This is a genomic window from Streptomyces sp. NPDC050534 (assembly GCF_044457745.1).
In the GTDB taxonomy this organism is placed as follows: Bacteria; Actinomycetota; Actinomycetes; order Streptomycetales; family Streptomycetaceae; genus Streptomyces.
Map to the genome: position 1 here is coordinate 1 of NZ_JBITHF010000012.1, position 18,685 is coordinate 18,685.

General features: G+C 66.0%; 30 protein-coding genes and 3 pseudogenes. 3 read left to right on the plus strand and 30 right to left on the minus strand.

What is annotated here, in order from left to right:
- The 9 genes and pseudogenes from ACIBN2_RS33935 to secY all read right to left on the minus strand — a co-directional run.
- Nucleotides 1–253, minus strand: a pseudogene (locus ACIBN2_RS33935) (DNA-directed RNA polymerase subunit alpha); the annotation flags it as partial.
- A gap of 127 nt (nt 254–380) precedes the next feature.
- Complete coding sequence (rpsK, locus tag ACIBN2_RS33940; RefSeq protein ID WP_003956432.1) at nt 381–785, minus strand: 30S ribosomal protein S11; 405 nt, start codon at nt 783–785, stop codon at nt 381–383.
- A 70-nt stretch (nt 786–855) separates the two neighbouring features.
- The gene (gene rpsM / locus ACIBN2_RS33945; protein WP_399140259.1) at nt 856–1,236 is read right to left on the minus strand and encodes a 30S ribosomal protein S13; all 381 of its coding nucleotides are present in this window, start codon (nt 1,234–1,236) and stop codon (nt 856–858) included.
- Nucleotides 1,237–1,430: 194 nt separating this feature from the next.
- A complete protein-coding gene (rpmJ, locus tag ACIBN2_RS33950; RefSeq protein ID WP_003974245.1) occupies nt 1,431–1,544 on the minus strand; it encodes a 50S ribosomal protein L36 in 114 nt (37 codons plus the stop codon).
- A gap of 61 nt (nt 1,545–1,605) precedes the next feature.
- Nucleotides 1,606–1,827, minus strand: a complete 222-nt coding sequence (infA, locus tag ACIBN2_RS33955; protein ID WP_003948620.1) for a translation initiation factor IF-1 — start codon at nt 1,825–1,827, stop codon at nt 1,606–1,608.
- Nucleotides 1,828–2,014: 187 nt separating this feature from the next.
- Nucleotides 2,015–2,188 (minus strand): annotated as a pseudogene (locus ACIBN2_RS33960) (type I methionyl aminopeptidase); the annotation flags it as partial.
- Nucleotides 2,189–2,291: 103 nt separating this feature from the next.
- Complete coding sequence (gene map / locus ACIBN2_RS33965; protein ID WP_399140261.1) at nt 2,292–3,128, minus strand: type I methionyl aminopeptidase; 837 nt, start codon at nt 3,126–3,128, stop codon at nt 2,292–2,294.
- Nucleotides 3,129–3,225: 97 nt separating this feature from the next.
- On the minus strand, nt 3,226–3,888 hold the full coding sequence (locus tag ACIBN2_RS33970) for an adenylate kinase (RefSeq protein ID WP_399140263.1): 663 nt from the start codon (nt 3,886–3,888) through the stop codon (nt 3,226–3,228).
- Nucleotides 3,888–5,201, minus strand: coding sequence for a preprotein translocase subunit SecY (gene secY / locus ACIBN2_RS33975; RefSeq protein WP_399140265.1), 1,314 nt, complete (start codon nt 5,199–5,201; stop codon nt 3,888–3,890). The genes ACIBN2_RS33970 and secY overlap by 1 nt, the downstream gene beginning before the upstream one ends.
- Before the next feature lie 370 nt (nt 5,202–5,571).
- Here secY and ACIBN2_RS33980 point away from each other — a divergent pair, with 370 nt between their 5' ends.
- Both ACIBN2_RS33980 and ACIBN2_RS33985 read left to right on the plus strand, forming a co-directional pair.
- Nucleotides 5,572–5,994 (plus strand): hypothetical protein, encoded by a 423-nt coding sequence (locus tag ACIBN2_RS33980; protein WP_399140267.1) that lies wholly within the window; start codon nt 5,572–5,574, stop codon nt 5,992–5,994.
- 272 nt (nt 5,995–6,266) lie between these two features.
- Nucleotides 6,267–7,052, plus strand: a complete 786-nt coding sequence (locus ACIBN2_RS33985) for a hypothetical protein (protein WP_399140268.1) — start codon at nt 6,267–6,269, stop codon at nt 7,050–7,052.
- Between the two features lie 75 nt (nt 7,053–7,127).
- Here the strand turns inward: ACIBN2_RS33985 and rplO are convergent, their stop codons facing one another.
- The 21 genes from rplO to rpsJ all read right to left on the minus strand — a co-directional run bounded on the left by rplO (nt 7,128) and on the right by rpsJ (nt 16,907).
- Nucleotides 7,128–7,583 (minus strand): 50S ribosomal protein L15, encoded by a 456-nt coding sequence (rplO, locus tag ACIBN2_RS33990; protein ID WP_003974249.1) that lies wholly within the window; start codon nt 7,581–7,583, stop codon nt 7,128–7,130.
- A 2-nt stretch (nt 7,584–7,585) separates the two neighbouring features.
- On the minus strand, nt 7,586–7,768 hold the full coding sequence (gene rpmD / locus ACIBN2_RS33995) for a 50S ribosomal protein L30 (protein ID WP_059127183.1): 183 nt from the start codon (nt 7,766–7,768) through the stop codon (nt 7,586–7,588).
- A gap of 2 nt (nt 7,769–7,770) precedes the next feature.
- Nucleotides 7,771–8,376: a 30S ribosomal protein S5 gene (rpsE, locus tag ACIBN2_RS34000; RefSeq protein ID WP_175434226.1), complete on the minus strand. Its 606-nt coding sequence runs from the start codon at nt 8,374–8,376 to the stop codon at nt 7,771–7,773.
- Nucleotides 8,377–8,417: 41 nt separating this feature from the next.
- Entirely contained in the window at nt 8,418–8,801 is a 384-nt protein-coding gene (rplR, locus tag ACIBN2_RS34005) for a 50S ribosomal protein L18 (protein ID WP_190073610.1), read from the minus strand.
- A gap of 3 nt (nt 8,802–8,804) precedes the next feature.
- On the minus strand, nt 8,805–9,344 hold the full coding sequence (gene rplF, locus ACIBN2_RS34010) for a 50S ribosomal protein L6 (RefSeq protein ID WP_399140270.1): 540 nt from the start codon (nt 9,342–9,344) through the stop codon (nt 8,805–8,807).
- 24 nt (nt 9,345–9,368) lie between these two features.
- Entirely contained in the window at nt 9,369–9,767 is a 399-nt protein-coding gene (gene rpsH / locus ACIBN2_RS34015; RefSeq protein WP_030046382.1) for a 30S ribosomal protein S8, read from the minus strand.
- A 213-nt stretch (nt 9,768–9,980) separates the two neighbouring features.
- Nucleotides 9,981–10,166, minus strand: a complete 186-nt coding sequence (locus ACIBN2_RS34020; RefSeq protein WP_003948630.1) for a type Z 30S ribosomal protein S14 — start codon at nt 10,164–10,166, stop codon at nt 9,981–9,983.
- A 5-nt stretch (nt 10,167–10,171) separates the two neighbouring features.
- Complete coding sequence (gene rplE / locus ACIBN2_RS34025; RefSeq protein WP_020135807.1) at nt 10,172–10,729, minus strand: 50S ribosomal protein L5; 558 nt, start codon at nt 10,727–10,729, stop codon at nt 10,172–10,174.
- A complete protein-coding gene (gene rplX / locus ACIBN2_RS34030; RefSeq protein ID WP_129307392.1) occupies nt 10,729–11,052 on the minus strand; it encodes a 50S ribosomal protein L24 in 324 nt (107 codons plus the stop codon). Before rplX ends, rplE begins: the two co-directional genes overlap by 1 nt.
- Nucleotides 11,053–11,054: 2 nt before the next feature.
- Nucleotides 11,055–11,423 carry a 50S ribosomal protein L14 gene (gene rplN, locus ACIBN2_RS34035; protein ID WP_003998823.1) on the minus strand — a complete coding sequence of 123 codons (369 nt, stop codon included), beginning with the start codon at nt 11,421–11,423 and terminating at the stop codon, nt 11,055–11,057.
- A gap of 112 nt (nt 11,424–11,535) precedes the next feature.
- On the minus strand, nt 11,536–11,823 hold the full coding sequence (gene rpsQ, locus ACIBN2_RS34040; protein ID WP_016434628.1) for a 30S ribosomal protein S17: 288 nt from the start codon (nt 11,821–11,823) through the stop codon (nt 11,536–11,538).
- Complete coding sequence (rpmC, locus tag ACIBN2_RS34045; RefSeq protein ID WP_352347372.1) at nt 11,823–12,047, minus strand: 50S ribosomal protein L29; 225 nt, start codon at nt 12,045–12,047, stop codon at nt 11,823–11,825. Before rpmC ends, rpsQ begins: the two co-directional genes overlap by 1 nt.
- Nucleotides 12,047–12,466: a 50S ribosomal protein L16 gene (rplP, locus tag ACIBN2_RS34050; RefSeq protein ID WP_007494765.1), complete on the minus strand. Its 420-nt coding sequence runs from the start codon at nt 12,464–12,466 to the stop codon at nt 12,047–12,049. Before rplP ends, rpmC begins: the two co-directional genes overlap by 1 nt.
- A gap of 5 nt (nt 12,467–12,471) precedes the next feature.
- A complete protein-coding gene (gene rpsC / locus ACIBN2_RS34055) occupies nt 12,472–13,293 on the minus strand; it encodes a 30S ribosomal protein S3 (protein WP_370263032.1) in 822 nt (273 codons plus the stop codon).
- Nucleotides 13,293–13,640 (minus strand): 50S ribosomal protein L22, encoded by a 348-nt coding sequence (gene rplV / locus ACIBN2_RS34060; protein WP_030619142.1) that lies wholly within the window; start codon nt 13,638–13,640, stop codon nt 13,293–13,295. Before rplV ends, rpsC begins: the two co-directional genes overlap by 1 nt.
- A gap of 44 nt (nt 13,641–13,684) precedes the next feature.
- Entirely contained in the window at nt 13,685–13,966 is a 282-nt protein-coding gene (gene rpsS / locus ACIBN2_RS34065) for a 30S ribosomal protein S19 (RefSeq protein WP_016434625.1), read from the minus strand.
- 12 nt (nt 13,967–13,978) lie between these two features.
- On the minus strand, nt 13,979–14,815 hold the full coding sequence (rplB, locus tag ACIBN2_RS34070; RefSeq protein ID WP_016434624.1) for a 50S ribosomal protein L2: 837 nt from the start codon (nt 14,813–14,815) through the stop codon (nt 13,979–13,981).
- 38 nt (nt 14,816–14,853) lie between these two features.
- Complete coding sequence (gene rplW, locus ACIBN2_RS34075) at nt 14,854–15,273, minus strand: 50S ribosomal protein L23 (RefSeq protein ID WP_399140274.1); 420 nt, start codon at nt 15,271–15,273, stop codon at nt 14,854–14,856.
- Complete coding sequence (rplD, locus tag ACIBN2_RS34080; RefSeq protein ID WP_399140275.1) at nt 15,273–15,929, minus strand: 50S ribosomal protein L4; 657 nt, start codon at nt 15,927–15,929, stop codon at nt 15,273–15,275. Before rplD ends, rplW begins: the two co-directional genes overlap by 1 nt.
- A gap of 7 nt (nt 15,930–15,936) precedes the next feature.
- Nucleotides 15,937–16,581 carry a 50S ribosomal protein L3 gene (gene rplC / locus ACIBN2_RS34085; RefSeq protein WP_062706771.1) on the minus strand — a complete coding sequence of 215 codons (645 nt, stop codon included), beginning with the start codon at nt 16,579–16,581 and terminating at the stop codon, nt 15,937–15,939.
- 17 nt (nt 16,582–16,598) lie between these two features.
- Nucleotides 16,599–16,907 carry a 30S ribosomal protein S10 gene (gene rpsJ / locus ACIBN2_RS34090; protein WP_003948644.1) on the minus strand — a complete coding sequence of 103 codons (309 nt, stop codon included), beginning with the start codon at nt 16,905–16,907 and terminating at the stop codon, nt 16,599–16,601.
- A gap of 667 nt (nt 16,908–17,574) precedes the next feature.
- Between rpsJ and ACIBN2_RS34095 the strand changes: the two are divergent.
- Nucleotides 17,575–18,660, plus strand: a pseudogene (locus tag ACIBN2_RS34095) (right-handed parallel beta-helix repeat-containing protein); the annotation flags it as partial.
- Nucleotides 18,661–18,685 lie beyond the last annotated feature (25 nt).

Consider the following 18,685-nt stretch of genomic DNA (forward strand, 5'->3'; position numbering starts at 1 on the left):
CGACCAGCTGCTTGATGTTGAGGATCAGGTCGGTGACGTCCTCCTTGACGCCCGGCACGGTGGTGAACTCGTGCAGGACACCGTCGATACGGATGCTGGTGACAGCAGCACCGGGGATCGACGACAGGAGGGTGCGACGCAGGGAGTTGCCGAGGGTGTAGCCGAAGCCCGGCTCCAGCGGCTCGATCACGAACCGGGAACGGAATTCGTCGACGACCTCTTCGGCCAGCGAGGGACGCTGAGCGATCAGCATGAAGTGAATCCTTCAGTTCAGGGGCACCCGCTATTTGATGCCCTGAGGTACTTCAAGGGTACGGGCGGTACCGCTCTGCACAGAGCCGTACCGCCCGAAAGCGCCGAAACCGGCGGAGCGCTGCGCGTCAGACGCGGCGGCGCTTCGGCGGGCGGCAGCCGTTGTGCGGGGTCGGGGTGACGTCCTGGATGGAGCCGACCTCGAGGCCCGTGGCCTGCAGGGAGCGGATGGCGGTCTCACGACCGGAACCCGGGCCCTTGACGAACACGTCGACCTTGCGCATGCCGTGCTCCTGGGCGCGGCGGGCGGCCGACTCGGCAGCCATCTGCGCGGCGAACGGCGTGGACTTCCGGGAGCCCTTGAAGCCGACGTGGCCGGCGGAGGCCCAGGAGATCACGTTGCCGGACGGGTCCGTGATGGAGACGATCGTGTTGTTGAACGTGCTCTTGATGTGCGCGTGGCCGTGAGCGACGTTCTTCTTTTCCTTGCGGCGCACCTTCTTGGCAGCGCCCTGACGACCCTTGGGGGGCATCTACAAACTCCTACGGGGAGGTGGTCGGTCCTACAGCGAAGACCGCTGATGAAGCGTTGTCCGCCGAGGACTACTTCTTGCCCGGCTTCTTCTTGCCGGCGATGGCGCGACGCGGGCCCTTGCGGGTGCGGGCGTTCGTGCTGGTGCGCTGACCGCGGACGGGCAGACCGCGACGGTGACGGAGACCCTGGTAGCAGCCGATCTCGACCTTGCGGCGGATGTCGGCCTGGACCTCGCGACGGAGGTCACCCTCGGTCTTGATGTTGTTGTCCACGTACTCGCGGATCGCGACGAGCTGCTCTTCGCTCAGGTCACGAACTCGGGTGTTCGGGTCGATGCCCGTCTCCGCCAGCGTCTGCTGCGAAAGGGTCCGGCCAATACCGAACACGTAGGTGAGGGCGACCTCCACGCGCTTTTCGCGCGGGATGTCAACACCGGAAACGCGTGCCACTTCAATGGCTCCTGGTGATCTTCGGAGGTCTTCCGCAGAACCGATTCCCAGCCGCCGTACCAGGTACGAACTGGGTCCCCGGCCTCCGAGCCGGGGGTGTCAGGCGCCTTCGGCACCTGGGTTCTGCGTATGAACATATTCAGCTCGCGTCGCGCGAATCTCTGCGATGTCGATGCAGAGGGATAGGTCGTGCGTCAGCCCTGGCGCTGCTTGTGGCGCGGGTTGTCGCAGATGACCATGACCCGACCGTGACGGCGGATCACCCTGCACTTGTCGCAGATCTTCTTGACGCTCGGCTTGACCTTCATGGGATTGAGGTTCTCCGGGTCAGTTGCCGGCGGCCCCGCTCACGCGGGACGTGGGCAAGATCTACTTGTATCGGTAGACGATCCGGCCACGCGTCAGGTCGTACGGAGACAGCTCCACCACGACCCGGTCGTCAGGGAGGATGCGGATGTAGTGCATACGCATCTTGCCGCTGATGTGTGCCAGGACCTGGTGGCCGTTCTGGAGCTCGACCTTGAACATGGCGTTCGGAAGAGACTCGACGACAGTGCCCTCGATCTCGATGGCACCTTGCTTCTTGGCCACGCTTCGCCCTTCGAATCGACTACCTTGATCGACTCTCGTTGCTTTCCCTTACGGGCGCATGCGGACATGCGGGTGCACGAGAGCCGACGAGTCAGTCTACGTCAGCGCACTCGGAAAGACGAATCGGGAAAGCCTGCCCCAGCACGGAGATCGTTAAGCCCACAGCACAGGAGCGCCCGGTCAGACATCAGGCCAGCGGGTCCGGAGCGGCAGTGATTCCGTGCTCCGCCAGCTTCGCCCTGCCGCCGTCCGGGGACGTGAGGACCAACGGGCCCTCCTCGGTCAGGGCGACCGAGTGCTCCCAGTGGGATGACCAGGTGCCGTCCGTGGTGATGACCGTCCAGTCGTCGGAGAGGACCTCGGGCCCCATATCTGGATGCCGCCCTCGCGGGCTCGGCGCCCAGGGCGCCTCACAAGCTTCGAGCGGCTGCGCCGGCCTCCGGCCGCCGGTCGCGGCTCGGGCATCAGGCCAGCGGGTCCGGAGCGGCAGTGATTCCGTGCTCCGCCAGCTTCGCCCGGCCGCCGTCCGGGGACGTGAGGACCAACGGGCCCTCCTCGGTCAGGGCGACCGAGTGCTCCCAGTGGGATGACCAGGTGCCGTCCGTGGTGATGACCGTCCAGTCGTCGGAGAGGACCTCGGTCTTCGGGGTGCCGAGGGAGACCATCGGCTCGATCGCCAGGCAGAAGCCGGGCACCAGCTTGGGGCCCTTGCCGCGGCGGCGGTCGACGTAGTTCAGCAGGTGCGGGTCCATGTGCATCTCGGTGCCGATGCCGTGGCCGCCGTAGTCCTCGATGATCCCGTACTTGCCGCCGCCCGGCTTCGGCTGGCGGCGGATGTAGGTCTCGATGGCCCGGGAGACGTCGACGAGCCGGTTGCCCTGCTTCATCGCCGCGATGCCGGCCCACATGGACTCCTCGGTGACCCGCGAGAGCTCGATCAGCTCCGGCGCGTGACCCGAGCCCACGAAGGCGGTGTACGCCGCGTCCCCGTGCCAGCCGTCGATGATCGCGCCGCAGTCGATGGAGATGACGTCGCCGTCCTTCAGGACGACGTCGTCGGACGGGATGCCGTGGACGACGACCTCGTTGACGGAGGTGCAGATCGTCGCGGGGAAGCCGCCGTAGCCGAGGAAGTTGGGCTTGGCGTCGTGCTCGGCCAGGACCTTGCGCGCCACCTGGTCCAGGTCCTTGGTGGAGGCGCCGGGCACGGCCGCCTCACGCGTCGCCGCGTGGATGGCGGCGACGACCAGCCCCGCCTCGCGCATCTTGGCGATCTGCTCGGGGCTCTTGATCTGCACCATGGGGTCCTGCGCTCTCCGTCACTTCGGCTACCGGTTACCAACACAACACTACGGCCGTGACGCCCCTTCGGGTGCCACGGCCGTAACAGGCGGACGACTACGCGCCGTCGTCCTTGCGCTTGAGTGCCTCCAGCGCCCGCTGAGTGACCTCGTCCACCGGGCCCAGGGACGAGATCGTGACGACCAGGCCCTGCGCCTTGTAGTAGTCGATGATCGGCTCGGTCTGCGTGTGGTAGACCTCGAGCCGCTTGCGGACGGTCTCCTCGGAGTCGTCGTCGCGCTGGTAGAGCTCCCCGCCGCAGACGTCGCAGACGCCGTCCTTCTTCGGGGGGCTGTACGTCACGTGGAACACGTGCGCGGAGTCGTTGCGGCAGATGCGCCGGCCGGCGATCCGCTTGACGACCTCTTCCTCGGGGACCTCGAGGTCGAGCACCGCGTCCAGCTTGATGTTCTCGGTCTTGAGCAGCTCGTCGAGCGCCTCGGCCTGCGAGACGTTGCGCGGGAAACCGTCGAGCAGGAAGCCGTTCTCCGCGTCCGGCTGCTCCATGCGGTCCTTGGCCATCGCGATGGTCACCTCGTCGGGGACGAGGTTTCCGGCGTCCATATAGGACTTCGCGAGCTTCCCGAGCTCCGTCTGCCGGCTGATGTTCGCTCGGAACAGATCGCCCGTGGAGATGTGCGGGATCGACAGCTTCCCGGCGAGGCGCGTGGCCTGGGTGCCCTTCCCAGCACCGGGTGGCCCGACGAGGACGATTCGCATCAGCGGAGGAACCCTTCGTAATTGCGCTGCTGGAGCTGGCTCTCGATCTGCTTCACCGTCTCAAGACCCACACCCACGATGATCAGGATGCTCGTCCCGCCGAAGGGGAAGTTACCGGTTGCCCCGAACCCGACCAACGCCATCGTTGGTACGAGAGCGATCAGCCCCAGATACAGCGAACCCGGCCAGGTGATCCGGTTGAGTACGTAGCTGAGGTACTCAGCGGTCGGTCGGCCAGCCCGGATGCCCGGGATGAAGCCACCATACTTCTTCATGTTGTCAGCGACTTCTTCGGGGTTGAAGGAGATCGCCACATAGAAGAACGCGAAGAAAACGATCAGCAAGAAGTAGCTGACCAGGTAGATCGGGTGGTCGCCCTTGGTCAGGTTCTGCTCGACCCAGGTCTTCCAACCGGCCTTGCTTCCGGAGAACTGAGCGATCAGCGCCGGGATGTAGAGCAGCGACGACGCGAAGATGACGGGGATCACACCCGCCTGGTTGACCTTCAGCGGAATGTAGGTCGATGTGCCGCCGTAGGAACGGCGGCCGATCATGCGCTTCGCGTACTGCACCGGGATGCGCCGCTGCGCCTGCTCGACGAAGACGACCAGACCGACCATGACCAGGCCGACGACGATGACGGTGCCGAACTCGATCCAGCCGCCGGCCAGGGTGCCCTGCTTCTTGATGGCCCAGAGCGCGGACGGGAAGGTGGCGGCGATCGAGATGAACATCAGGATCGACATGCCGTTGCCGATGCCGCGGTCGGTGATCAGCTCACCGAGCCACATCACGACGGCCGTACCGGCGGTCATGCAGATGACCATGGTGATGGTGGTGAAGATCGACTGGTCCGGGACGATCGAACTCGCGACCGGGCAACCCGAGAACAGGGCGCCGCTGCGGGCGGTGGCCACCAGGCCGGTGCCCTGCAGGATGGCGAGCGCCACCGTGAGGTAACGGGTGTACTGAGTGATCTTCGCCGTACCGGCCTGACCCTCCTTCTTGAGGGCTTCCAGGCGCGGGATCACCACGGTCAGCAGCTGCAGAATGATGCTGGCCGTGATGTACGGCATGATGCCGAGCGCGAAGACCGTGATCTGGAGCAGCGCGCCACCGCTGAACATGTTGACCAGACCGAACAGACCCTGATTTCCCTTGGACACGTCGATACAGGTCTGGACGCTGTGGTAGTCGATGCCCGGGATCGGGATGTGGGTACCGACGCGATACACCACGATGATGCCGAGCGTGAAGAGCAGCTTCTTGCGCAGGTCGGGCGTCCTGAACGCCCGGGCGAACGCGGTGAGCACGGTGCCTCCTGCGACCCCCGCGTGTGCGCGCGTGAGGTGACGACTGAATAGGGATGGCCTGTGGAACGAGATTACGGCATGCGAAGTCGGCGCTGGGCACCAACCTGCAGCCTACCTACATCGCGGGCCTACCGGGATACCGATCCATCGTCTTCCAGGTCACGCCGGGCAGTTCAATCCCGCCACACTGCACCCGCACACCACGGCCAAAATCGAACGCAGGTGCCATTAACTCCTTGACCCTCCCATGTGCATGCCATAAGGTCCCATGATCGAACGGCCGATCATGTGGCCGTGCAGCGTCAAGGACGCGGCTGACCACCGCACTCTGCAGGCCCTTGACGAACCACAAACTGGGGGTTTCACAATCATGCGCACAAAGCGCTCCGTACTGACCGTCGCCTCTCTCGCCGCGGCCGGCGTGGCCGTCGGCGTACTGCTGGCTCCGACCGCCGGGGCAACCACTGGTGACGGCAAGTGCACCAGCACCGAGCTCTGCGTGTTCAACGACTACGGACACAACAAGTCCAAGGGCTACTACGACCTGGACTCGCCTGCCCTCAAGAACTTCCACGGCAGGCACTACTTCAACGACGGCGCGTACATCGGAGACTCCATCTCCAGCTTCATCGCCGGCTCGGGCACCTCCTGCGCGGGGTACAAGGTTTTCGTGGACGTCGACTTCAAGGGCGCGAGCCTCAAGCTCGACAGGGGCACGAAGGGTGACTTGGACAGCCCCTTCACCAGCCCTTACAGCGACGTCATTTCCTCGTACTCCAAGTTCGGCTGCTAAGTCCTCCACGGACGGCCGACTGACGTCCACTTCCCACTGCGTGGCCTCCTGCCGTGAAGCAGGGGGCCACGCGGTTTTTCCTGTTGCCCCACGGAGGACATGTGACTCTCAGGAGATCCGTTCTATTCCTTGCAACCTGCGCGGCGCTCGTGACCGGCTGTTCGGGAGCTCACTCCCAGGCGAGACCCGCCGACACGAGGCACCCTCAGGCGCAACCACCCGTTCGGAACGTCTCGAAAGTGCACGTGGATGGGCTGCAGATAGCGAGGCCCTTGGACAGATACGCTCCCAGCCTCGATGAGAACACGCTGCTGAAGCGTGCTGAAGCCGTGGTGGCGAACCGCTGCCTCAGCCGGCTCGGCTACCGTCGGCATCCGCTCGACGAGGCGGCGAAGGCCGCGCCGGAGCCAAACATCTACGAGTTCTACTGGTTCCCCAAGGCCGACGCCAGCGGCTATGCGACTCCCGCCGATGCCACAGCCGGAACTGCCTGGGACGACACGGCACCCGGTGTCGAGAAGGAACTGCTCTCCGGGAAGCTCACGGCCTACAAGGGACGCCAGGTTCCGAAGGACGGTTGTTACGGGGAAGCCGGGCGCGGGCTGACGGCCGGTGCCCAGCCACCCCACGTATTCGACGAGCAAGGCATGACCATCACTCGCGTGGCCGACACGAGCCCGCGCGGGCTCATCGAGTCGTACGTGAGCCTGATCCGACAGGCCCTGTCCTTCCAGATCGAAAAGGACAGCCGGATCAAGCAAGCCGTATCGCAGTGGGCTGCCTGCATGGACTCCAAGGGTTACCGCTACTCGTCGCCGACCCAGGCCGCGACCGACAAGCAGTGGCAGCAGAACAAGGGCAAGGCAGCAAGCAGGGCCGAGATCGCCACGGCGACGGCAGACATGGCATGCAAGAAGCACGTCCGTTACCTGGACAAGGTCATTGCCGTCGAATCTGCTTACGAGAAGCGCTACATCGACCAGCATCCGAAGCGGATGAAGAAGTTGCTGGAGCTCCGCGGCAAGTGGCAGCGGAACGCTCAACGCGTGGTCGATTGAAAAAGGCCGGGGACGCCCCTCGAGAGAGGGACGTCCCCGGCCGTGTCGCTGACGTCAGCGACGGGCCACCTGGACTCAGACGAGCTCGGTGACGGTGCCGCCGGCGGCGGTGATCTTCTCCTTGGCGGAGCCGGAGACGGCGTCGACCGTCACCTGCAGCGCCACGGAGATCTCGCCCTGGCCGAGGACCTTGACGAGGCTGTTCTTGCGAACGGCACCCTTGGCGACGAGACCCTCGACGGTGACCTCGCCACCCTCCGGGTACAGCGCGGCCAGCTTGTCGAGGTTCACGACCTGGAACTCGGTCTTGAACGGGTTCTTGAAGCCCTTCAGCTTCGGAAGACGCATGTGGAGGGGCATCTGCCCACCCTCGAAGCGCTCCGGAACCTGGTAGCGGGCCTTCGTGCCCTTGGTACCACGACCGGCCGTCTTACCCTTCGACGCCTCACCACGACCCACACGGGTCTTGGCGGTCTTGGCGCCCGGGGCGGGACGGAGGTTGTGGATCTTGAGCGGGTTGTTCTCCGCCATGATCAGTCGACCTCCTCGACCGACACGAGGTGGCGGACGGTGTGCACCATTCCGCGGAACTCGGGGCGGTCCTCCTTGACGACCACGTCACCCAGGCGCTTGAGGCCCAGGGAACGCAGGGTGTCACGGTGGTTCTGCTTGCTGCCGATGTAGGACTTGACCTGCGTAATCTTGAGCTGCGCCATGATTACGCACCCGCCCCGGCGCGTGCACGGAGAAGAGCCGCGGGAGCGACGTCCTCGAGCGGCAGGCCACGGCGCGCCGCGACCTCCTCGGGACGCTGCAGGCCCTTCAGGGCCGCCACGGTCGCGTGCACGATGTTGATCGCGTTGTCGGAGCCGAGCGACTTCGACAGGATGTCGTGGATGCCGGCGCACTCGAGCACGGCGCGCACCGGACCACCGGCGATAACGCCGGTACCGGGGGACGCGGGCTTGAGCAGCACGACGCCGGCAGCCTTCTCACCCTGGATCGGGTGCGGGATGGTGCCCTGGATACGGGGGACCTTGAAGAAGTGCTTCTTGGCCTCCTCAACACCCTTGGCGATGGCGGCCGGCACCTCCTTGGCCTTGCCGTAACCGACACCCACGGTGCCGTCACCGTCGCCCACCACGACCAGCGCGGTGAAGCTGAAGCGACGACCACCCTTCACAACCTTGGCGACGCGGTTGATCGCGACGACGCGCTCAACGTACGCGGTCTTCTCGGCGGCGGCGTTGCCACCGTCGCGACCCTTCCGGTCCCGCCGCTCGCCGCCACCGGCACCGCCACCGCGGCGCTGGGGTCCAGCCATTGGAATTACCTCTCTCTGTTTCCGCTAGCTACGGAACCGACTCAGAACTTGAGTCCGGCTTCGCGGGCGGCGTCCGCCAGGGCGGCGATGCGCCCGGCGTACTGGTTGCCACCACGGTCGAATACGACAGCCTCGACGCCCGCGGCCTTGGCGCGCTCGGCGACCAGGGCGCCGACCTGCTTGGCCTGCGCGGACTTGTCGCCCTCGGCACCGCGGATCGAGGTGTCCAGGGTGGACGCCGACGCAAGGGTGTGACCCTTGATGTCGTCGATCACCTGGGCCACGATGTGGCGGTTCGAGCGGGTCACGACCAGACGAGGACGCTCCGCCGTTCCGTTGATGTGCTTACGGATCCGGATGTGGCGGCGCTTGATCGCGGCGCGCTTGTAGGCGTCGCCCTTGAGGATCTTCTGTCCGTATGCCATGGCTTACTTACCCGCCTTTCCGACCTTGCGGCGGATGACTTCGCCCTCGTACTTGACGCCCTTGGCCTTGTACGGGTCGGGCTTGCGCAGCTTGCGGATGTTGGCCGCAACCTCGCCGACCTTCTGCTTGTCGATGCCCTCGACCGAGAACCGGGTGGGGGCCTCCACCTTGAAGGTGATGCCCTCGGGGGCCTCGACGGTGATCGGGTGGCTGTAGCCGAGAGCGAACTCGAGGTTCGAACCCTTGGCCTGCACGCGGTAACCGACACCGCTGATCTCGAGCTTCTTCACGTAACCCTGGGTCACGCCGGTGATCATGTTCGCCACCAGCGTGCGGGACAGGCCGTGCAGGGCCTTGTTCTGACGCTCGTCGTTGGGGCGGGTGACGTTGAGAACGCCGTCCTCACCCTTGGCGATGTCGATCGGCGCCACGACGGTGTGGGTCAGCGTGCCCTTGGGGCCCTTGACCGAGACCGTACGGCCGTCGATGGTGACGTCCACGCCGGCGGGAACCGTGATGGGGAGCTTGCCAATACGCGACATAGCTTTTTCCTCCGTTCCCTTCCGCTACCAGACGTAGGCGAGGACTTCCCCACCCACGCCCTTCTTGCCGGCCTGCTTGTCGGTGAGGAGCCCGTGCGACGTGGAGATGATCGCCACGCCCAGGCCGCCGAGCACCTTCGGCAGGTTGGTGGACTTCGCGTACACCCGGAGACCGGGCTTGGAGATCCGCTTGATGCCCGCGATGGAGCGCTCACGGTTCGGGCCGAACTTCAGCTCGAGGACGAGGTTCTTGCCGACCTCGGCGTCCTCGACGCGCCAGCCCGTGATGAAGCCCTCCTGCTGGAGGATCTCCGCGATGTGCGACTTGATCTTCGATGCCGGCATCGTCACGGAGTCGTGGTATGCCGAGTTCGCGTTTCGCAGACGCGTAAGCATGTCTGCGATCGGATCAGTCATGGTCATGAATTGGCCTTCGGCCTCTCTCGCCGGGGTTTCCTGGTGCGCCATCCCTCTCCCCGATCCGAGACGGGACGGGTGCGGCGCGGTGGACCTACGGCGTAGTAAGTCGTACGGGCGACCGTCAGGCGCCCAACCCCCCAAGCCTAAGCCATGGAAGGGAGGGCGCCTGACACGCCCATTGCTTACCGAGAGCCCTTGGAATCCCTAAAAGGGGGATTACCAGGAGCTCTTGGTCACGCCCGGCAGCTCGCCACGGTGAGCCATCTCACGAAGGCACACGCGGCACAGGCCGAACTTGCGGTACACGGAGTGGGGACGGCCGCAGCGCTGGCAGCGCGTGTAGCCACGCACGCCGAACTTGGGCTTGCGAGCAGCCTTCGCGATCAGAGCCTTCTTCGCCATCTCGCTCACGCCTCCTTGAACGGGAAGCCGAGGTGACGAAGGAGCGCGCGGCCCTCAGCGTCGTTGGTCGCCGTGGTGACCACGGTGATGTCCATGCCCCGGGTACGGTCGATCTTGTCCTGGTCGATCTCGTGGAACATGACCTGCTCCGTGAGACCGAAGGTGTAGTTGCCACGGCCGTCGAACTGCTTGGGGGACAGACCACGGAAGTCGCGGATGCGCGGGAGCGCGAGCGACAGGGTGCGGTCCAGGAACTCCCACATGCGGTCGCCACGGAGCGTGACGTGGGCACCGATCGGCTGACCCTCACGCAGCTTGAACTGCGCGATGGACTTGCGGGCCTTGGTGACGGCCGGCTTCTGACCGGTGATCGTGGTCAGGTCGCGGATCGCGCCCTCGATCAGCTTCGAGTCACGGGCGGCGTCGCCGACACCCATGTTGACCACGATCTTGACGAGGCCGGGGATCTGCATGACGTTCTCGTACTTGAACTCGTCACGCAGCTTGCCCGCGATCTCCTCGCGGTACTTCGTCTTGAGACGCGGAGTGGTGGTGGTAGCCATCAGATGTCCTCACCCGTCCGCTTGGCAACGCGGATCTTGTTGCCCTCGTCGTCGAAGCGGTAACCGACACGCGTGACGACCTTGTTGCCGTCCTTCTCCACGACCAGCTGAACGTTGGACACGTGGACAGGGGCCTCGGTGGTCACGATGCCGCCGGCCTGCGAACCGCTGGCGGTCGGGCCGGCCTTGGTGTGCTTCTTGACCCGGTTGACACCCTCGACCAGGACACGGTCCTCGCGGGGGTAGGCCGCGATGACCTTGCCCTGCTTGCCCTTGTCCTTGCCGGTGATGACCTGGACCAGGTCGCCCTTCTTGATCTTCATGCTTACAGCACCTCCGGCGCGAGCGAGATGATCTTCATGAACTTCTTCTCGCGCAGCTCACGCCCGACCGGGCCGAAGATGCGGGTGCCGCGAGGGTCGCCGTCGTTCTTCAGAATGACGGCGGCGTTCTCGTCGAAGCGGATGTACGAGCCGTCCGGACGGCGGCGCTCCTTGACGGTGCGAACGATGACCGCCTTGACGACGTCACCCTTCTTCACGTTGCCACCGGGGATCGCGTCCTTGACGGTGGCGACGATGACGTCACCGATACCCGCGTAGCGGCGACCGGAGCCACCGAGCACACGGATGCAAAGGATCTCCTTCGCACCAGTGTTGTCGGCGACACGAAGTCGCGACTCCTGCTGGATCACGTCTATCTCCTGTTTGTCTGCCGGTTCCCGGCAGGGGCTTCCTCGTCACGAGGTGGCGCCCCTGCCGAGCCTGGCGGAACTGTCCTGCGGAGCAACTGCCCCGCAGGAATTGCTACTTGGCCTTCTCGAGGATCTCTACGACGCGCCACCGCTTCGTGGCGGACAGCGGCCGGGTCTCCGCGAGGAGGACACGGTCGCCGACACCCGCGGCGTTCTGCTCGTCGTGCGCCTTGAGCTTGTTCGTACGGCGGATGACCTTGCCGTACAGCGCGTGCTTGACGCGGTCCTCGACGGCGACGACGACGGTCTTGTCCATCTTGTCGCTGACGACGAGACCCTCACGGGTCTTGCGGAAGCCGCGCGCGGCCTTCGTCTCTTCAGTCACGTTGCTCTCGCTCATCAGGCGCTCTCCACCGTCTCGATGCCCAGCTCGCGCTCACGCATCAGGGTGTAGATCCGCGCGATGTCCTTGCGGACCGCCTTCAGACGGCCGTGGTTCTCGAGCTGACCCGTCGCCGCCTGGAAGCGGAGGTTGAACAGCTCTTCCTTGGCTTCGCGAAGCTTCGCGAGAAGCTCCTCGTCACCCAGTTCGCGCAGCTCGGACGCCTTGGTACCGACCGACATCACGCTTCACCTGCCTCGCGCTTGACGATCCGGCACTTCATCGGCAGCTTGTGGGCCGCACGAGTCAGCGCCTCACGGGCGATCTTCTCGTTGGGGTACGACAGCTCGAACATCACGCGTCCGGGCTTGACGTTGGCGATCCACCACTCCGGAGAACCCTTACCGGAACCCATGCGGGTCTCGGCAGGCTTCTTGGTGAGGGGACGGTCCGGGTAGATGTTGATCCAGACCTTGCCACCACGCTTGATGTGACGCGTCATGGCGATACGAGCGGCCTCGATCTGACGGTTCGTCACATACGCCGGGGTGAGCGCCTGGATGCCGTACTCGCCGAACGCAACCGTCGTGCCACCCTTGGCAGCGCCGCTGCGTCCCGGGTGGTGCTGCTTGCGGTGCTTGACCCTACGGGGGATCAGCATTTCGGTCAGGCCTCCGTTCCGGTGCTCTCAGCCGGAGCGGACGCGGGAGCCTCGGCCTTGGGGGCCTCGGCGCCGGCAGCCTGCTGCGGCTTGCGACCGCGCCGCTCGCCACCACGGCCACCACGGGCCGGGCGGTCGGCACCGCCACGGGCCGGGCGGTTACCCGCACGGGCCGCAGCGTTCTCGGCGCGGACCTCGGCGATGTTCTTGACGTCGCCCTTGTAGATCCAGACCTTCACGCCGATGCGGCCGAAGGTCGTCTTGGCCTCGAAGAAGCCGTAGTCCACGTTCGCGCGGAGCGTGTGCAGGGGCACGCGGCCCTCGCGGTAGAACTCCGAGCGGGACATCTCGGCGCCGCCGAGGCGGCCACCGCACTGGATCTTGATGCCCTTGGCGCCGGCCTTCATCGTGCCCTGCATGCTCTTGCGCATGGCACGACGGAAGGAGACGCGGGAGGAGAGCTGCTCGGCCACGGCCTGGGCAACCAGCTGAGCGTCGGTCTCGGGGCTCTTGACCTCGAGGATGTTCAGCTGGACCTGCTTGCCGGTGAGCTTCTCGAGGTCACCGCGGATGCGGTCGGCCTCGGCGCCACGGCGGCCGATGACGATGCCCGGACGAGCGGTGTGGATGTCCACACGCACGCGGTCACGGGTGCGCTCGATCTCCACCTTCGAGATGCCGGCGCGCTCCATGCCGGACGTCATCATCCGACGGATGGCGACGTCTTCCTTGACGTAGTCCTTGTACAGCTTGTCGGCGTACCAACGCGACTTGAAGTCGGTCGTGACACCGAGCCGGAACCCGTGCGGGTTTACCTTCTGGCCCATTACCGGGTTCCTTCCTTGCTGCTGACGACCACGGTGATGTGGCTGGTCCGCTTGCGGATCCGGTAGGCACGACCCTGGGCGCGCGGCCGGAACCGCTTCAGGGTCGGACCCTCGTCGACGTACGCCTCGGAGATGACGAGGCTGTCGGCGTCGGTGTGGTCGTAGTTGTGCGCGGCGTTGGCGATGGCGCTGTCGAGCACCTTGCCGACGGGCACGGAGGCTGCCTGCGGGGCGAATCGCAGAACAGCCTGAGCCTCCGTGGCATCCATGCCACGGATAAGGTCCACCACGCGGCGGGCCTTCATGGGCGTAACGCGGATGTACCGCGCCTGGGCCCTGGCTTCCATGGTTGTCCCTCTCAGTTACTTACGTGTCTGAATGCGATCCGCTGCTAGCGGCGCTTCGACTTCCGGTCGTCCTTGACGTGACCCCGGAAGGTGCGCGTCGGCGAGAACTCGCCGAGCTTGTGGCCGACCATCGACTCGGTGACGAACACCGGGATGTGGGTCTTGCCGTTGTGCACCGCGATCGTGTGGCCGAGCATGGCCGGGACGATCATCGAGCGACGGGACCAGGTCTTGATGACGTTCTTGGTGCCGGCTTCGTTCTGGACTTCCACCTTCTTGATCAGGTGGTCGTCGACGAAGGGCCCCTTCTTGAGACTGCGCGGCATCTAAACCCGCTCCTAGCGCTTCTTGTTCGTCTTGCGGCGGCGGACGATGTACTTGTTCGACGCCTTCTTGGGCGAACGAGTACGACCTTCCTTCTGGCCCCAGGGGCTGACCGGGTGGCGACCACCGGAGGTCTTGCCCTCACCACCACCGTGGGGGTGGTCAACCGGGTTCATCGCCACACCGCGAACGGTCGGGCGGACGCCCAGCCAGCGCTTGCGGCCGGCCTTGCCCCAGTTGATGTTGCTCTGCTCGGCGTTGCCGACCTCGCCGACCGTGGCGCGGCAGCGCTGGTCGACCAGGCGGATCTCACCGGACGGCATGCGGAGGTGGGCCATCGAGCCCTCCTTCGCGAGCAGCTGCACGGAGGCACCGGCGGAGCGGGCGAACTTGGCGCCGCCGCCCGGACGAAGCTCCACGGAGTGGATCGTCGTACCGACCGGGATGTTGCGCAGCGCCAGGTTGTTGCCGGGCTTGATGTCGGCGCCGGGGCCGTTCTCGATCCGGTCGCCCTGGTTCAGGCCGCGCGGCGCCAGGATGTAGCGCTTCTCGCCGTCCGCGTAGTGGAGCAGCGCGATGCGCGCGGTGCGGTTGGGGTCGTACTCGATGTGCGCGACCTTCGCCGGCACGCCGTCCTTGTCGTGACGACGGAAGTCGATCACGCGGTAGGCGCGCTTGTGGCCACCACCCTGGTGGCGGACGGTCACACGACCGGAATTGTTACGGCCGCCCTTGCTGTGCAGGGGACGGACCAGCGACTTCTCCGGCGTGGACCGCGTGACCTCGACGAAGTCGGCGACGCTGGAGCCACGGCGGCCCGGCGTAGTCGGCTTGTACTTGCGGATTCCCATTTCTCAGTCCTCGTCCGATATCGGACGATCCGACCCGCTTACGCGGTCGGACCGCCGAAGATGTCGATACGGTCGCCCTCGGCGAGGGTCACGATCGCGCGCTTGGTCGCCGCACGCTGGCCGAAGCCGGTGCGGGTCCGCTTGCGCTTGCCGATGCGGTTGATCGTGTTGACCCCGGTGACCTTGACCGAGAAGACCGCCTGGACGGCCTGCTTGATCTGGGTCTTGTTGGCACTCGGGGCGACGATGAACGTGTACTTGTTCTCGTCGAGGAGCGCGTAGCTCTTCTCGGAGACGACCGGCTTGAGCAGCACGTCACGGGGGTCCGTGAAGGACTTGCTCAGCGGCGTCTCGACAGTGGCCTTGCCCTCGGCCTCGTGGCGACGCGCCTTGGCGACGCGCGCGGCCTTGGCGGCCTTCGCGGCCTTGGAGGCAATGCTCGGGTGACGCGTAGCCATCAGGCTTCGCTCCCTTCGGTGTCAGCGGCCTTGGGGCCAGACACGAAGGACTCGAAAGCGGCCTGGGTGAAGACCACGTCGTCCGAGACGAGAACGTCGTACGTGTTCAGCTGGCCCGGTTCCAGGATGTGGACCTGGGGCAGGTTGCGGGCGGACAGCCACGCGGCCTCGTCGGCGCGGTCGACGACCAGGAGCAGGTTCTTGCGCTCCGAGATCTTGCCGAACAGCGTCCGGGCGGCCTTCGTCGACGGGCTCTCACCCTCGACGACGCCGGAGACGACGTGGATGCGGTTGTGGCGGGCCCGGTCGGTGAGGGCGTGACGCAGAGCGGCAGCCTTCATCTTCTTCGGGGTCCGCTGCGAGTAGTCACGCGGCTGCGGGCCGTGGACGACGCCACCGCCGGCGAACTGCGGCGCACGGGTCGAACCCTGACGGGCGCGGCCGGTGCCCTTCTGGCGGTACGGCTTCTTGCCGCCACCACGGACTTCACCGCGGGTCTTGGTCTTGTGCGTGCCCTGACGGGCGGCGGCCAGCTGCGCGACGACGACCTGGTGGATCAGCGGGATGCTGACCTTCTCGACGTCGAAGATCTCCGCGGGGAGCTCGACGGAACCGGCCTTCTCGCCAGCGGGCGAAAGGATGTCAACAGTGCTCATCGGTACCTCAGGCCCCCTTGGCCGCGGTGCGGACCAGGACGAGGCCGCCGTTCGGACCGGGAACCGCGCCCTTGATGAGCAGCAGACCCTTCTCCGCGTCAACGGCGTGGACGGTCAGGTTCTGGGTGGTGACCCGCTCGTTGCCCATGCGACCCGCCATGCGGAGGCCCTTGAACACGCGGCCCGGGGTGGCGCAGCCACCGATGGAACCGGGAGAGCGGTGCTTGCGCTGGGTGCCGTGACCGGCGCCGAGGCCCTTGAAGTTGTGACGCTTCATGACACCGGCGAAGCCCTTGCCCTTGCTCTTGCCGGTGACGTCGACCTTGACGCCCGCCTCGAAGACCTCGGCGGTGACTTCCTGACCGAGGGTGTACTCGGAGGCGTCAGCCGTACGGATCTCGACGAGGTGGCGACGGGGGGTGACGTCGGCCTTCGCGAAGTGGCCCTTGAGGGGCTTGTTCACCTTGCGCGGGTCGATCTCGCCGAAGGCGATCTGGACCGACTCGTAGCCGTCGACGTCGTTCGTACGCACCTGGGTGACGACGTTGGGGCCGGCCTTGACGACGGTGACCGGAACAACACGGTTGTTCTCGTCCCACACCTGCGTCATGCCGAGCTTCTCGCCCAGGATGCCCTTGATCTGCTTAGCCATTCTCAGCTCACCGGCCTTCAGAGCTTGATCTCGATGTCGACACCGGCCGGGAGGTCGAGTCGCATCAGAGAGTCAACGGTCTTCGGGGTCGGGTCGAGGATGTCGATCAGGCGCTTGTGCGTGCGCATCTCGAAGTGCTCGCGCGAGTCCTTGTACTTGTGCGGCGACTTGATGACGCAGTACACGTTCTTCTCAGTGGGCAGCGGCACCGGGCCCGCGACCGACGCACCAGTACGCGTCACCGTCTCGACGATCTTCTTCGCCGAGGAGTCGATGACCTCGTGGTCGTAGGCCTTGAGCCGGATGCGGATCTTCTGTCCCGCCATGGCTACTCAGTAGTCCTGTCTCTCGTAACGCTCTGGAACCCGGTGTTCCGTGAATCTCTGCCTCCGACCCACGCGGTCGGGCGTGTCGCGCTCTCACTGACACAGATGTCCCTTGTTCGAACATCCCTGCTGCGAGAGCACGGCCCTTTCGGAACCGCAGGCCGGGGACGAAGGGTCCACCGGGTGCCTGGCCGGTGCCGCACTGACACTTCCCGGAAGATTCCCGTACGTCCGCCCCAGCGCTGCCTTACGGCAGTTAGGGCGACGAGTACTGTGGGACTCGCTTCCGGTCCTCCCGGCGGGAGGCGCGCAGCATCAACACTCGACCGAGCAACTCGGACAGTCTGCCATATGGGGCAGGGGCCTGGCCAATCGAGCCGGAGACAATACCCCGAGGGTGACGCAGGTCAAACCCGCACCCTCACCGCAGCCCGGAGTACGTTCACCCTTGTGAATGAGAATCAAGTCCACGTCTATTGACGCGTCCACAGCAAGCGCTTACGGTCCCGTCCGAGGATCCGAGAAAGCGCTTTCTCCACTGCACGGCAGCCCTGGTCACGACAAACCCGGAGGCACCACCATGCAAGTGAGACCCGTCATCGCGTGCGTCAGCCTGCTGGCAGGCGCACTCGTCGCGCTGTCCGGCGCTCCGGCGCAGGCCGAGAGCTCCACCCAGTACGTGTCGCCCAGCGGCACCGCCGGCGCGGCAGGCACCCAGTCCGCCCCGACGACGCTGGCCACGGCGATCAGCCGCATCGCGCCCGGCGGCACCATCTATCTGCGCGGCGGCACCTACGCCTACTCCTCGACGATCACGATCCCGGCCGGCAGCGACGGCACCTCGAGCGCCCGCACCACCCTGAGCGCCTACCCGGGCGAGACCCCGGTGCTCGACTTCTCGGCGCAGAGCGAGAGCTCGTCCAACCGCGGCCTCCAGCTCAACGCGAACTACTGGCGCCTGTACGGCCTCACCGTCGAGCACGCCGGCGACAACGGCATCTACGTCGGCGGCAGCAACAACGTCGTCGAGCGCACGGTGACGGCGTACAACCGCGACACGGGCCTCCAGCTGGGCCGGATCTCCTCCGGCACGCCCAGCAGCCAGTGGCCGTCGAACAACCTGATCGTGAGCTCGGAGTCGCACGACAACGCCGACTCCGACGGCGAGGACGCCGACGGCTTCGCCGCGAAGCTCACCACCGGCACCGGGAACGTCTTCCGCTACGACGTCTCCCACAACAACATCGACGACGGCTGGGACCTGTACACCAAGACCGACACCGGTGCCATCGGCCCGGTGACCATCGAGTACGCGCTCTCCTACGGCAACGGCACCCTCAGCGACGGCACCGTGAACTCCAACGGCGACCGCAACGGCTACAAGCTCGGCGGCGACGACATCGCGGTCGACCACGTCGTGCGGCACAGCATCGCCTACCGCAACGGCCATCACGGGTTCACCTACAACAGCAACCCCGGCACGATGGCGATCTCGAACAACGTCGGCATCGACAACGCGGAGCGCAACTTCTCCTTCGACAAGGGCACGTCGGTGTTCCGCACCGACACCTCGTGCCGGTTCGCGGTCGACGGCTCGAACGACAAGACGGTCGGCGACGCCGACAGCTCCAACCAGTTCTGGACCGGCACCAACGGCTCCCGCTGCTCCTCCTACAGCGGCGCCCTCGGCTGGTCCTTCGCCTCGGACGGCCATCTGGCCGTGACGTTCGGCGGCAAGGTGGTGACGCCGTAGCAAGGGCTCGGGGCCCGCGCGACGG

Excerpts from the sequence above, each read along its gene's own strand:
- rplO (WP_003974249.1), bottom strand. The coding sequence starts at position 7,583 with ATGGCGGAGAACAACCCGCTCAAGATCCACAACCTCCGTCCCGCCCCG.
- rplD (WP_399140275.1), bottom strand. The coding sequence starts at position 15,929 with ATGAGCACTGTTGACATCCTTTCGCCCGCTGGCGAGAAGGCCGGTTCC.
- rplB (WP_016434624.1), bottom strand. The coding sequence starts at position 14,815 with ATGGGAATCCGCAAGTACAAGCCGACTACGCCGGGCCGCCGTGGCTCC.
- map (WP_399140261.1), bottom strand. The coding sequence starts at position 3,128 with ATGGTGCAGATCAAGAGCCCCGAGCAGATCGCCAAGATGCGCGAGGCG.
- rpsK (WP_003956432.1), bottom strand. The coding sequence starts at position 785 with ATGCCCCCCAAGGGTCGTCAGGGCGCTGCCAAGAAGGTGCGCCGCAAG.
- rplP (WP_007494765.1), bottom strand. The coding sequence starts at position 12,466 with ATGCTGATCCCCCGTAGGGTCAAGCACCGCAAGCAGCACCACCCGGGA.
- rplE (WP_020135807.1), bottom strand. The coding sequence starts at position 10,729 with ATGGCTACCACCACCACTCCGCGTCTCAAGACGAAGTACCGCGAGGAG.
- ACIBN2_RS34020 (WP_003948630.1), bottom strand. The coding sequence starts at position 10,166 with ATGGCGAAGAAGGCTCTGATCGCGAAGGCTGCTCGCAAGCCCAAGTTC.
- rplF (WP_399140270.1), bottom strand. The coding sequence starts at position 9,344 with ATGTCGCGTATTGGCAAGCTCCCCATCACGGTTCCCGCCGGCGTGGAC.
- rpmD (WP_059127183.1), bottom strand. The coding sequence starts at position 7,768 with ATGGCGCAGCTCAAGATTACGCAGGTCAAGTCCTACATCGGCAGCAAG.
- rpsH (WP_030046382.1), bottom strand. The coding sequence starts at position 9,767 with ATGACCATGACTGATCCGATCGCAGACATGCTTACGCGTCTGCGAAAC.
- rplX (WP_129307392.1), bottom strand. The coding sequence starts at position 11,052 with ATGAAGATCAAGAAGGGCGACCTGGTCCAGGTCATCACCGGCAAGGAC.
- rplW (WP_399140274.1), bottom strand. The coding sequence starts at position 15,273 with ATGGCTACGCGTCACCCGAGCATTGCCTCCAAGGCCGCGAAGGCCGCC.
- rpsE (WP_175434226.1), bottom strand. The coding sequence starts at position 8,376 with ATGGCTGGACCCCAGCGCCGCGGTGGCGGTGCCGGTGGCGGCGAGCGG.
- rplV (WP_030619142.1), bottom strand. The coding sequence starts at position 13,640 with ATGGAAGCCAGGGCCCAGGCGCGGTACATCCGCGTTACGCCCATGAAG.
- ACIBN2_RS33980 (WP_399140267.1), top strand. The coding sequence starts at position 5,572 with ATGCGCACAAAGCGCTCCGTACTGACCGTCGCCTCTCTCGCCGCGGCC.
- rpsJ (WP_003948644.1), bottom strand. The coding sequence starts at position 16,907 with ATGGCGGGACAGAAGATCCGCATCCGGCTCAAGGCCTACGACCACGAG.
- rpsQ (WP_016434628.1), bottom strand. The coding sequence starts at position 11,823 with ATGAGCGAGAGCAACGTGACTGAAGAGACGAAGGCCGCGCGCGGCTTC.
- rpsS (WP_016434625.1), bottom strand. The coding sequence starts at position 13,966 with ATGCCGCGCAGTCTCAAGAAGGGGCCCTTCGTCGACGACCACCTGATC.
- rpsC (WP_370263032.1), bottom strand. The coding sequence starts at position 13,293 with ATGGGCCAGAAGGTAAACCCGCACGGGTTCCGGCTCGGTGTCACGACC.
- rpmJ (WP_003974245.1), bottom strand. The coding sequence starts at position 1,544 with ATGAAGGTCAAGCCGAGCGTCAAGAAGATCTGCGACAAGTGCAGGGTG.
- ACIBN2_RS33970 (WP_399140263.1), bottom strand. The coding sequence starts at position 3,888 with ATGCGAATCGTCCTCGTCGGGCCACCCGGTGCTGGGAAGGGCACCCAG.
- rplR (WP_190073610.1), bottom strand. The coding sequence starts at position 8,801 with ATGGCATACGGACAGAAGATCCTCAAGGGCGACGCCTACAAGCGCGCC.
- rpmC (WP_352347372.1), bottom strand. The coding sequence starts at position 12,047 with ATGTCGGTCGGTACCAAGGCGTCCGAGCTGCGCGAACTGGGTGACGAG.
- rplC (WP_062706771.1), bottom strand. The coding sequence starts at position 16,581 with ATGGCTAAGCAGATCAAGGGCATCCTGGGCGAGAAGCTCGGCATGACG.